Source organism: Prolinoborus fasciculus (genome assembly GCF_056724605.1).
Window position 1 is genome coordinate 1 of record NZ_JBWZQN010000027.1, and the last position, 12,110, is coordinate 12,110.

The following is a 12,110-nucleotide window of genomic DNA, read 5'->3' on the forward strand; positions in this document are numbered from 1 at the left end:
AGATACAAAATAATTCGGTAATATAGTCCATGAAAAAGCCTTGCTCTGAAATGTTTTGTCTTCGTAACCAAGATATTACAGATGCTAAGGCTTTTTTTTATTTATTTTTTATGTCGAACTCAGGTTATCTTTAATATTTTTTATGATTGTAATCAAAAAGAGACTGAAAATCTTTTGTAAAATTCTCTAAAGCAGAAACATAAAAACTAGAAGTGCATCTTATGGCGGAAGAATAGATCCCTAGTTAAAAGTAAAAAATTAAAATTTCTTTTTTATTTATACTTCACCAAAAATCATAAAGCCAACAGCTGATGCCAATGCCAGCCAAAGGGTCGGACTAAAGAAAAATGAATTACGTACCGGAACAGGTAATGTGGGTGCCAAGGATTGCAAGGCGACAACTTTTGGCATAAATTCATCCTGCACTTTAATATCCAGACGTACTATGTTGTCTAAGGTCATGCTTTCTTGTTGGGGAATGATTCTAAATTTAAGCCGCTCTCCAATTTGTGGCTCAATTTCAGGCGAAGGTAAATCCTGCAATTTGAAACTTAACTCTTGAGCTTCCCCTATCAACTCCAAAGCACCCCCACTACGTTCGGAATCATAAGTTTTAATTTTTCCATCCCTAAACATGACACTCATCTCTATAGAATTCATTTAATTTGTATTCTAAGCCAAAGGAAATGTTCAGCATTGTTGCTGTTCGGTGGATTTTTTATGTGTTATCTGTCTCTTTAAATATGTAAGCGGTGGTGCTATAAAAAAAGAGGCTCGAAAGCCTCTTTTAAATGTGACTCAACACGATTTAAGTATGAAGATTATCCATTAACCACGGAAGTTATTTAACAATGCCGATGTAATTGATTTATTGTGTGTCGCCACTTTGGTTTTTTTAGCTTTCTTTGAGTTGTCTTCGACACGTTCAATCTTAATCGCTTTGTACTTATCGCCATTTTCAACAACATTAAATTTTACGCGTTCATTACGTTTTGGCTCGCCTTCTGCCGCAGGGAAGTCTGAAATATGGAAGAATACATCTCCCTCAGCGCAGCCAATAAAACCGAAACCTTTGGCAGGGTCATACTGTTTGATTTTGCCCTGATACAATTCATCTTTCATGCTATTGTCCTATCCTGAAAATGCCCTGTCTACATTATATAAAAAAGAGGCTGTAGTAGCCCCTTTTTTCATCATATTCAAAAATTAGTCTTTTTGAACTGAACCAAAGATTTTATCGCCAGCATCGCCAAGACCTGGAACGATATAACCATTTTCATTTAAGCCATTATCGATAGAAGCAGTAAAAATCACCACATCCGGATGCGTAGCTTCTACACGCTTAATGCCTTCTGGTGCAGCAACCAGAACCATCACACGAATATCTTTACAGCCGCTGGCTTTCAGTACATCAATGGCAGCCACTAAAGAAGAACCAGTCGCCAACATTGGATCAATGATCATCGCGATACGGTTTTGTACGTCTGGAACCAGTTTTTTATAATAGGTACGTGCTTCCAGAGTTTCTTCATCACGCTCTAAACCAAGTACTGATACTTTTGCACTTGGAATCAGGTTCAAGAAACCGTCGAGCATACCAATACCGGCACGTAGAATTGGTACAACGGTGATTTTTTTACCCGCAATACGGTCAACTGTAACAGCACCATTCCAGCCATCAATATCATGTTCAACCATTGGCAGGTCTTTGGTTGCTTCATAAGTTAGAAGCATGGTCACTTCTTGAGCTAACTCACGAAAATTCTTGGTACTGATATCTGCACGACGGAGTAAACCAAGCTTATGTCGAATGAGTGGATGACGGATTTCATGGATTGCCACGGGAGAACACCTAAAAGGTTAAAGATAAATTTCCGCTATTATAAAGGCTTTTATTGATTTGTATAAATAAAAAAGCCCCCAATCATGGAGGCTTTTTTGTAATAACGTCAATCTTTGCAGATATTAGTTAAAACCACTTTGAACCAAAGTGAAAATGAACTGTTGCAATTCAGGTGACATGGCAAAGAATGCATATTTAGATACTGCAATCACCGGATCTGGGTAGACACCGATCACAAGTACCGCAAGCGCAGCAAGAAGTACCATGATACCGCCCACTTTTTGACCCCAATGATTCACCGCATCTAGACGTGGTGTTTCAGGTGGTGTCATGTAAAGTACAACCATCACACGCAGGTAGTAGTACAGACCGATACCAGAACCTAGAATCACCATAGCAGTCAGGAACCAGGCTTCGCCTGCAACTGCAGTTTTAATCACCAGGAACTTACCGATAAAGCCGGCAGTTAAAGGAATACCTGCAAGAGACAGCATCATCACCGTCAATACAGCAGTCAATACTGGACGGCGCCAGAACAGACCACGGTATTCAGCCAGACTACCCGCTTCATCCGTATTGTTATACGGACTAGACATCAGCGTAACGACACCGAACGCACCGATCGTGGTTAATACATAAGTAATCACGTAGACGTTTACACTTTCAAAAGTCGCGAAACCTTGAACTTGCAAGAAGTCGGTATTACGTGAGCTTACGATGGCAACCAGCAAATAACCAAAGTGTGCAATTGAAGAATATGCCAAGATACGTTTCAAGTTCACCTGGCGAACCGCCAGCAAGTTACCTGCAAGGATAGACAGAACCGCAATAATCGAAATGATGGTGACGAAGCTGTCTGCCAGGATTAAACCTGAAGACAATACATAACGAACAAACAGACCAATCATCGCCACTTTCGCAACAGTCGCAAGGAAAGTCGCGATTGGCGCTGGTGCACCAGCGTATACGTCTGGTGTCCATTTGTGGAATGGTGCCAGCGATAATTTAAATGCCACAGCAAATAAAATTAAAGCCAGACCAATTACCACAGCCGGTTGACTGAATACAGTAAACAGTTTGCCCGGTTCAGCAACGAAACTTAAAGTACCTGTATATGCATAAATATATGCCATACCCATAAGCAGCATTGCAGATGCAGTTGCTGAAAGCACCAGATATTTCACACCCGCTTCAAGCGATTGAGAACGTTGATGTGTATATGCCAACAAGCCATATACAGGAATCGACATCAACTCAAGGCTGATAAAGAATGATGCATAGTGTGAGCTTGCCACCATCAGCATGGCACCCGCAACGGATGTCAGCATCAGGATATACAGCTCTTCACGGTTATCTTTATAGGTTTCGATATACGCGTGAGACAAGGTCGCACATGCAAGTGCAGCAATCAAAATCACAAACTGGTACAGCATCGTAAATGGATCTACGATGAACAGATTCATCACGTTGGCAGGTGCAAACACGCCCGCCAACAAAACGAAAATGATATAGAACGCAGCAAGGTTTAAACCAATCACCGTGGTGGTAGCCACCAGGTTATGGTTACGCTTGATTGCGGTCAGCAACATCACGACGATCGCAGTTAACGACACGATCATCACAGGTGCTAGAGGCATAAGCTCAGAAAAAGACATTGTGAAGTTCATGGCTTATTGGATCTCCACATTTTCAAGTTGAGTCGTTACTTGATCAGCAACTTCAACCACTTCTTGAACTGGAATGTAGCTATTCGCTAACCACGCCATGCTTGAGTTAGAAACATCAAGGAAGCTTTGTGGATATAGACCAAGCCAAAGTAGACCAAACGCACAGATCAACAATAATGCGATTTCACGTGCATTTAGATCTTTTAACGGATTTGTATAGTGCTGCTGTTGCGCTTCATTTGGTACACCAAACAAGGCTTTGTGAATCAGGATCAAACCATACAGACCCGCAAATACCAAACTGATTGCCGCAAGAATGGTAAACGCCGGGAATTTCGCATAAGCACCCATCAGGATCAGGAACTCACCAATGAAGTTACCTAGACCTGGAATACCTACAAGCGCCGCAACGAAGAACATCAGGAAGAATGCAAGATAAGGGAATTGACCACGCATACCACCCATCAAACGCATATCACGCGTATGCACACGCTCATATACCTGACCACACATAATGAACAGCGCAGCAGATGAAATACCATGTGCCAACATCATGATCATCAGACCCTGGAAGGTCAGGATGTTACCTGCGTAGATCGCAAGTAAAACGAAGCCCATGTGTGAAATAGAGGTATAAGCCAACAAGCGTTTCATATCGGTTTGCTGGAAAGCACACCAAGCACCGTAGAAAATACCGATTAAACCCAGGATGATTGCGAAGTCTGCAAACTGTGCAGACGCTGCCGGGAAGAACGGAATCACGAAACGTAATAAACCGTACGCCGCAGTCTTAATCAAGATACCTGCAAGATCGACAGAACCCGCAGTTGGTGCTTGTGCATGTGCATCTGGTAACCAGCCGTGTAATGGGAAAACTGGAAGTTTTACCGCAAAACCGATGAATAAACAGATCATGAATGCATAAGCAACCGCTGGCGCCTGAGCATCAAGCGTATTCGCCACACCTAATAAATAGTTGTAGTCGAAACGGATTTCACCCGTCATGGTATAGCCCACAGTCACCAGACCCAGGATACCAATCAGCATCACCAAACCGGCAACCTGCGTGTAAATGAAGAACTTGTTAGCTGCATAAACACGTGACTTGCCTTCTGCCCCTTTATGACCCCAAAGGGCAATCAGGAAGTAGATCGGTACTAGCATCATCTCCCAGAAGAAGAAGAACAGGAACAGGTCAATCGCAAGGAACACACCGATGACGCCACCCAACGACCATAAAAGGTTCAAGTGGAAGAAACCAACGTTCTTTTGAATCTCACCCCATGAACAGCCTACTGCCAGCACACCCAGGAGTGCAGTCAAGCCAACCATAAGAAGTGATAAACCATCCACTGCCAAGTGAATGTTAATGCCCAGGGTTTGAATCCAAGGCAATTTGAATTCGGCAGCCCACGAAGGTGTAGCACCGCCTAATTCATAGTTATAGGTACCAGTCTGCCAAAGGACGATGGTCAAAACCAACGTCACCAGCATACCGATCAGCGCGATATAACGCGGTAAGTGTTGGTCGAGTTTATCGACCAACCAGCATATGAAACCTGCAATGAACGGAATGAGGATCAGAGCCGGCAAAATAATATTGTTTGGAGCTTCCATTTTATTTCCCCACGACCTGAATCACGATCAAGATCATCAGTAGGACAACGACACCGAGCCCCATACTAGATGCATATTCACGCAGTGAACCGGTTTGACGTGAACTTGTAAAGCTGTGACCACCTTTAACAAGTGCAGGAAGTACCAGCCATAGGCCATCAATTGGATCACGACCAAAGATCTTCGCGAACATTAAATATGGCTTCACGAAAATGATGTCATACAGCGTATCGAAACCTAATGCATTACGGCAGATATTGACCAAGCCAGCACCCACAGAAGTGGCTGCAAAACGTTTGACTGCATTGTAAGCAAAAGCGAACAACACAACACCCACTGCAAGACCTGTTAACGCAACAGCGATTGCGATGTATTCAGCACCATGTGCACCCGCTTCAAGCGCTTCAGGAATAATGAAGGCTGGAATTTGTGCAGCATCCAGAATACTCATCACTGGTGCTTTCAGAACGATCGCCAGACCTGTTGAAAGTACAGCAAGAATCGCCAGTGGCGCCCAGTAAGTTGCACCTTTGATTTCATGATAAGGCGTGTTTTCTTTGCCGAAGAATACAACCCAGATTAAGCGGAATGTATAAATAGACGTTAAGAATGCACCTGCAACACCCACCCAGTACAGCGTGTTATATACCGGTAAACCAGCAATATGACTTTGCGTCCAGACTGCAGCAAGAATCGCATCTTTTGAGAAGAAACCAATGGTCAGGAATGGAATCGCTGCCAATGCACCGCCACCAATCGCGAAACATGCAAACAGGAATTTGTTCTTGTAGAACAGACCACCCATCTTGAAGATGTTTTGTTCGTGATGGTAAGCCAGAATCACCGCACCTGACGACAAGAACAAGAGTGCCTTGAAGAATGCGTGAGTTAGCATATGGAACAGACCAGCCTGATACGCTTCAGCACCCACCGCCATAAACATATAACCCAGCTGACTCATGGTTGAGTAAGCCAGAATACGTTTGATATCGGTTTGAACCAGTGCAGCAAAACCAGCAACCAGTAAGGTCACCGCACCTGTGATCGAAATAAATACCATCACTTCTGGCGCAAGTTCAAAGACTGCGAACAGACGGCAGCACAGGTAAACACCCGCTGTTACCATCGTTGCAGCATGGATCAATGCAGAAACAGGTGTCGGACCTGCCATCGCATCGGCTAACCATGTTTGTAACGGGATCTGTGCAGATTTACCCGCCGCACCCAAGAACAATAACAATGCTGTCCAGATGGTCAGAGATGAACTTTGTGTCATTACAGTCGCTGCATTTTCAACGATGTACTGAATGTTCAAGGTACCGAATTGCTGGAAGATCAGGAACATGGCAATCAGCAAGAATACATCACCGATACGGGTCACGGTAAATGCCTTGATTGCCGCCAGACCATTTGCAGGGTTCTGGTAGTAATAACCGATCAACAGGTATGAACACAGACCTACGCCTTCCCAACCTAGGAATAACAACGCCAGGTTATCGCCCAATACCAGCAACAACATGCTAGCAACGAACAGGTTGAAGTAAGAGAAGAAACGTGCGAAGTCTTCTTCACCACGCATGTACCATGATGCAAAGATGTGAATCAAGAAACCCACACCTGTCACCATGCCCAGCATCAGTAAAGATAAACCATCCAGTTGCAAGCTGATGCCCGGAGCAAAACCACCAACACTGAACCAGGTCCAAAGGTGTTGTACTACTGCAGTTGAACCATTGTTAACAAAGTCCATACCCGCAATCAGTGCGAACAGTGCAGATAAACCGACTGCACCCACACCAATGATCGCTGCAACAGATTCCGGAAGCTTGTTACGCCCCGCCGCCAACAGGACAAAACCAATGAGCGGAAATAAAATTGTTAGATATAAATAACTCATCCGCGCATCTCACTAGCAGCATCCACATCCAGGTGATGGAAGCGATGATAGAACTGAAGGACGATCGCAAGACCAATACAAGCCTCTGCCGCAGCAAGCGTCAGGATCAGGATAAACATGATCTGACCATCTGGCTGTGCCCATGCACTGCCCGCCAGGACGAACGCTAAAGCAGCAGCGTTCATCATGATTTCAAGGCTCATTAAAATAAATAGTAGGTTGCGTCGCACCATTACACCGTAAAAACCCAGTGCAAAGAGAATAGATGCAACGATCAAACCATGCTCTAAAGGGATGTTGCCCATTATTCTTTTTCCTCTTCTGCATCTGGTTCACGTTTACCCAAATGGAATGCAGCTACCAAGGCAGCAAGCAATAACATCGCGGCAACTTCAACCAACAACAAGTATTGCGTAAAGAGTGCTTGACCCACTGCTTTCGGGCCCACCATTTCTGTACCCATTACCAGTGAAGCTTGTGTGTAATCAGAGTTTAATACCCATACCAGCACCAAACCGATCAGGAAGCTCATCAACGCCGGATAAGCCCAAGCCGATGAGGTCAACCATTTGCGTTCTTGTTCAACGGTCTGCTCACCCAGGTTCAGCATCATCACCACGAACACGAACAACACCATGATCGCGCCCGCATAAACGATCACTTCCAGCGCACCAGCGAATGGCGCACCGACGATCAGGAACATGCCTGCGACTGCAAGCAATGACACGATCAGGCTTAATAAAGCATGTACCGGATTCGCGTTAGTCACCACGCGAACCGTAGAGACAATGGCCACGAGGGCCATTAAATAAAATGGCCACATCATGGTAATAGACTCCGTACATCAACAGGTGCACTTTCACGCTGTGCTTGACCTTTGTCCTTGCCTGCAACTGCCATACCGGTTACACGGTAGAAGTTATAGTCAGGATATTTACCGGGACCAGAAATCAGCAGGTGTTCTTTTTCATAGACCAAGTCCTGACGAACATATTCGCCAAGCTCGAAGTCCGGGGTCATCTGAATCGCAGTGGTTGGACACGCTTCTTCACACATACCGCAGAAAATACAGCGTGAGAAGTTGATACGGAAAAATTCCGGATACCAGCGACCATCTTCACGTTCTGCTTTTTGTAGTGAAATACAGCCTACCGGACAGGCAACCGCACACAGGTTACATGCCACACAGCGTTCTTCGCCATCAGGGTCGCGTGTCAATACGATACGACCACGGAAGCGTGGTGGCACGATTTCTTCGGCCGGCACTTCCGGATATAAAATGGTGTCACGTTTACGTGTTGCGTGGCTGAACACCATCCACAACGAACGAACGATTGACCCGAATCCAGCTAGAAATTTAAACATTTTGTTCTCCCTGCTGTCTTAGGCCTGATTCATCAGAATCACAGCACCAGTTACCAAAAGGTTAACCAACGCCAATGGCAAGCAAATTTTCCAACCAAAGTTCATCACCTGGTCATAACGTGGACGCATTAATGAACCACGCGCCAGTACAAACATCATTACAAAGAATGCTGTTTTGATAATGAACCAGAATGCTGCTGGAAGGAACGGAATATCAAGGTTGAATGGCGCAAGCCAGCCACCGAAGAATAAAGTCACGATCAATGCAGAGATCAGTACCACGTTGACGTATTCCGCAACGAAGAACATCCCCCACTTCATACCGCCGTATTCGACATGGTAACCTTCTGCCAATTCTTGTTCTGCTTCTGGTTGGTCAAATGGGTGACGATGCGTTACCGCAACACCCGCAACCACAAAGATCAGGAAGCCAAGGAACTGAGGAATCACAAACCATACATCTTTTTGCGCTTCAACGATTTCACGCATGTTGAATGAACCGGCAATTGCCACCACACCCATCAATGAGATACCCAAGAACACTTCATAAGAAATGGTCTGAGCCGCAGAACGTAAACCGCCCAGTAAGGCATATTTGTTGTTTGATGACCAGCCACCGAACAGGACTGCATAAACTGCAATACCGGCCATTGCCATAAAGAACAACAGGCCGATGTTCATGTCTGCTACACCTAAATAAGGTGATACAGGAATAACCATGAACGACAGCACTGCAGTTGCCATCGCAACTGCAGGCGCCATACGGAACGTCAATTTGTCAGCAAACTTAGGTGTCCAGTCTTCCTTGAACATGATTTTCAGCATGTCGGCAACAATCTGGAACATACCGCCCGGACCAACACGGTTCGGACCGTAGCGGTCTTGCCACAAGCCGAGTAAACGACGTTCAATAAAAGACATCAACGCAGCGATCAGTACTACAACCAGCAAGATCACAATCGCTTGAATGACTGAATAGGCAATTGGCCAGTTTTCAGCCCACAGCGGCGTTTGACGGATTAATTCTTGTTCCATGAATTACACTCCTACCGCGACTGAAACAGGCTCTGCAAGAGATACCGTCGGTACCAGACCGATTGGGTAGCCAATATAACCTGTCGGTAAATATTCAATCACTTGAACTGGAAGAACGATTGACGTCTCACCTGCTTTCACCGTGATTGTCTGACCATCTTGAACATTCAGGCGCGCTGCATCCTGCTCACCCACTGCAAATACCGCTTCAGGAATACGTGTTTCCATCGCTGGTGTTTTTACCGTGAATTCACCTGAACCAAAGATATGGTGCATTGGTACCAGACGGAAGCTTTCAGCATTGACCAGAACAGGTGCCGGTGCAACGAATGTACGTGCCGGACGTTTTGCCAAACGGTCGAATAAACGAACGCCTGAATCACCACCTTTCAGTGAACCACCCACAGTTTCCTGGAACTTGTTCCAGGCTTGTGGCGAGTTCCAGCCTGCAGACCATGCAAATGGAACCAGTGGAGATGGGGTCTGGTCTCCGACATAACCTTCCATCGAGAACGTTAATGCAGAGTCTTGATCTGTAGGCTGTTTCGGCTCATGTACAGACAATGGCGAACGCATTGAAGTACGACCTGAGTAACGACGTGGTTCACGTGCCACTTTCAAGCCATGAACACGGAAGCCCGCATCAGGTGCGACATCCAGGATGCCTTCAAGCGCAGGAACGTTCTTCGCCACTGACTCGATTACGTCATCCAGTAAAGTCCAAGAAATCGCTTTGCCTTTTACGCCTGTTTCCAGAGCGTGTAACCAGCGCCAAGATTCTTTGATCGCCAATTCAGGATTGTAGTAGCTTGGGTCATACACTTGGTAGAAACGTTGTGCACGGCCTTCTTGCGATACAACCGTACCATCACCTTCCGCAAAGCTTGCGGCAGAAAGTACGATGTCGGCTTTTTTCACTGTTTCAGTTTCAGAATGATCCAGTACGATCACATCTTTACCTGCAAGTGCAGCATCAACCTGTGCAGCAGGAAGACGACGGTAAAGGTCGTTTTCAACCACAATCACAGTATCGTAATCTTGTGCAAATGCTTGCTCTAGGCTTTGACCACCCAAGATTGCCATACCCATCGAGTTCACTTCAGGAACCGTCAAGGTCAGACCTGCATTACCCAGATTCTGTGCAACTTGTGCAGCAGCTTCCATGATGGCAGGATCTTGCAAGCTTGTACCCGAGATAATCAGTGGTTTCTTCGCAGCTTTTAAAGTGTCCGCAATGGTTTGTGCAAATGCTTTGGCATCGTCATCTAAACCAAGAATCGTTTCACCCGCAACTGCTGCAGCAACTGCAAAACCTAAACGCGCGATGTCGTTTGGAGAAGCAACCACTTCGCCTTCAGCAACATCAGACAAACGGGTTTGTGTCGCAGCCAGGATGTAAATCGGAGATTTTGCATCTTGGGCAATACGTTGTACCGGCTCAGCTAACCATTCTTGCGTACGGCGCTCTGCCGCCATCTCTTTGCCTTTATTTTTCGCAGCCTGGCGAACAGATAAAGCCATACGTGGCGCAGTTTGTGTGAGGTCTTCACCCAAAATTAACACAGCATCGTAGCTTTCAATTTCACGCATGTTCGGGTTGTAAACACCCTCGGTTTGCATGATAGAAGCTGCCAACTCAACCAGATTCTTTTCTTTTTGAGATAGACCTGTTGAGAAGTTCTCTTGACCCACCAACTCACGAAGTGCGAAGTTTGATTCAAGTGATGCACGCGGTGAACCAATACCCAATACTTTTTTGCCCTGGATATTTGCAATGACCGTGTCTAGTGCTGCATCCACTGAAACAGTTTCAACAGTTGCACCTTGACGGAATTGTGGTTGACGCGGACGGTCCTCACGGTTCACATAACCTGTACCGAAACGGCCTTTGTCGCATAGGAAGTACTGGTTGACTTCACCGTTATAACGGTTTTCTACGCGGCGAAGTTCGCCATAACGCTCACCCGGAGAGATGTTACAACCTGAAGAACAGCCTTGGCATACGCTTGGCGCATACTGCATGTCCCATTTACGGTTGTAGCGAGCCGAATGAGTTTTGTCGGTGAATACACCTGTTGGACATACTTCAGTCAGGTTGCCCGAGAATTCAGACTCTAAAGTACCTGATTCAGGACGACCGAAGTACACACGTGATGCATTGGCATACACGCCGAAGTCCGTACCACCTGCGTAGTCTTTGTAATAACGCACACAACGGTAACACGCGATACAACGGTTCATTTCGTGAGAAATGAATGAGCCAAGCTCCTGGTTGTAATGGGTACGCTTCGTGAAACGGTAGCGACGACGGTCATGCTGCGTCATTACAGTCATATCTTGTAAATGACAGTGACCCCCTTCTTCACAGACTGGACAGTCGTGCGGATGGTTGGTCATCAAGAATTCAACAATCGAAGCACGGAAATCTTTGGCTTCTTTGTCTTCAATCGAGATGTAGGTATTGTCAGATGCTGGCGTCATACATGACATGACCAAACGGCCACGCGTATCTTCTGGATTCGCGTACTGGGTCACGGCACATTGACGGCAAGAACCGACAGAACCTAAGGATGGATGCCAACAAAAGTATGGGATATCAATGCCAAGACTCAAACATGCTTGTAGCAAGTTTTCCGAGCCGTTGACTTCATACGATTTGCCATCGACATGAATTGTAGCCATAGTC

11 protein-coding genes are annotated in these 12,110 nt (G+C 45.7%); all 11 read right to left on the bottom strand.

Translation table 11 applies throughout. The features are described 5' to 3' along the window. Nucleotides 1–276: 276 nt before the first annotated feature. A complete protein-coding gene (locus tag AC1P5O_RS08115; protein WP_499005961.1) occupies nt 277–660 on the bottom strand; it encodes a hypothetical protein in 384 nt (127 codons plus the stop codon). Nucleotides 661–828: 168 nt separating this feature from the next. Next, nucleotides 829–1,122 carry a cold shock domain-containing protein gene (locus tag AC1P5O_RS08120; protein WP_004732065.1) on the bottom strand — a complete coding sequence of 98 codons (294 nt, stop codon included), beginning with the start codon at nt 1,120–1,122 and terminating at the stop codon, nt 829–831. An 84-nt stretch (nt 1,123–1,206) separates the two neighbouring features. Then, a complete protein-coding gene (upp, locus tag AC1P5O_RS08125) occupies nt 1,207–1,842 on the bottom strand; it encodes a uracil phosphoribosyltransferase (protein ID WP_004280765.1) in 636 nt (211 codons plus the stop codon). A 123-nt stretch (nt 1,843–1,965) separates the two neighbouring features. Further along, on the bottom strand, nt 1,966–3,498 hold the full coding sequence (nuoN, locus tag AC1P5O_RS08130) for an NADH-quinone oxidoreductase subunit NuoN (protein WP_499005962.1): 1,533 nt from the start codon (nt 3,496–3,498) through the stop codon (nt 1,966–1,968). A gap of 15 nt (nt 3,499–3,513) precedes the next feature. After that, a complete protein-coding gene (nuoM, locus tag AC1P5O_RS08135; RefSeq protein ID WP_004280767.1) occupies nt 3,514–5,127 on the bottom strand; it encodes an NADH-quinone oxidoreductase subunit M in 1,614 nt (537 codons plus the stop codon). A gap of 1 nt (nt 5,128) precedes the next feature. Continuing rightward, complete coding sequence (gene nuoL, locus AC1P5O_RS08140; protein ID WP_004280768.1) at nt 5,129–7,024, bottom strand: NADH-quinone oxidoreductase subunit L; 1,896 nt, start codon at nt 7,022–7,024, stop codon at nt 5,129–5,131. Further along, nucleotides 7,021–7,329, bottom strand: a complete 309-nt coding sequence (gene nuoK / locus AC1P5O_RS08145) for an NADH-quinone oxidoreductase subunit NuoK (RefSeq protein WP_004280769.1) — start codon at nt 7,327–7,329, stop codon at nt 7,021–7,023. The genes nuoL and nuoK overlap by 4 nt, the downstream gene beginning before the upstream one ends. Next, nucleotides 7,329–7,850 carry an NADH-quinone oxidoreductase subunit J gene (nuoJ, locus tag AC1P5O_RS08150; protein WP_004280770.1) on the bottom strand — a complete coding sequence of 174 codons (522 nt, stop codon included), beginning with the start codon at nt 7,848–7,850 and terminating at the stop codon, nt 7,329–7,331. The genes nuoK and nuoJ overlap by 1 nt, the downstream gene beginning before the upstream one ends. Beyond that, nucleotides 7,847–8,389 carry an NADH-quinone oxidoreductase subunit NuoI gene (gene nuoI / locus AC1P5O_RS08155; RefSeq protein WP_004280771.1) on the bottom strand — a complete coding sequence of 181 codons (543 nt, stop codon included), beginning with the start codon at nt 8,387–8,389 and terminating at the stop codon, nt 7,847–7,849. Before nuoI ends, nuoJ begins: the two co-directional genes overlap by 4 nt. Nucleotides 8,390–8,407: 18 nt before the next feature. Continuing rightward, nucleotides 8,408–9,424: an NADH-quinone oxidoreductase subunit NuoH gene (gene nuoH / locus AC1P5O_RS08160; RefSeq protein ID WP_004280772.1), complete on the bottom strand. Its 1,017-nt coding sequence runs from the start codon at nt 9,422–9,424 to the stop codon at nt 8,408–8,410. 3 nt (nt 9,425–9,427) lie between these two features. Next, a complete protein-coding gene (gene nuoG / locus AC1P5O_RS08165) occupies nt 9,428–12,106 on the bottom strand; it encodes an NADH-quinone oxidoreductase subunit NuoG (RefSeq protein ID WP_004280773.1) in 2,679 nt (892 codons plus the stop codon). Nucleotides 12,107–12,110: the final 4 nt, after the last annotated feature.

Coding starts and splice junctions, on each gene's coding strand:
- nuoH (WP_004280772.1), bottom strand. CDS start 9,424: ATGGAACAAGAATTAATCCGTCAAACGCCGCTGTGGGCTGAAAACTGG.
- nuoN (WP_499005962.1), bottom strand. CDS start 3,498: ATGTCTTTTTCTGAGCTTATGCCTCTAGCACCTGTGATGATCGTGTCG.
- AC1P5O_RS08115 (WP_499005961.1), bottom strand. CDS start 660: ATGAATTCTATAGAGATGAGTGTCATGTTTAGGGATGGAAAAATTAAA.
- nuoI (WP_004280771.1), bottom strand. CDS start 8,389: ATGTTTAAATTTCTAGCTGGATTCGGGTCAATCGTTCGTTCGTTGTGG.
- AC1P5O_RS08120 (WP_004732065.1), bottom strand. CDS start 1,122: ATGAAAGATGAATTGTATCAGGGCAAAATCAAACAGTATGACCCTGCC.
- nuoM (WP_004280767.1), bottom strand. CDS start 5,127: ATGGAAGCTCCAAACAATATTATTTTGCCGGCTCTGATCCTCATTCCG.
- nuoK (WP_004280769.1), bottom strand. CDS start 7,329: ATGGGCAACATCCCTTTAGAGCATGGTTTGATCGTTGCATCTATTCTC.
- nuoG (WP_004280773.1), bottom strand. CDS start 12,106: ATGGCTACAATTCATGTCGATGGCAAATCGTATGAAGTCAACGGCTCG.
- nuoL (WP_004280768.1), bottom strand. CDS start 7,024: ATGAGTTATTTATATCTAACAATTTTATTTCCGCTCATTGGTTTTGTC.
- nuoJ (WP_004280770.1), bottom strand. CDS start 7,850: ATGATGTGGCCATTTTATTTAATGGCCCTCGTGGCCATTGTCTCTACG.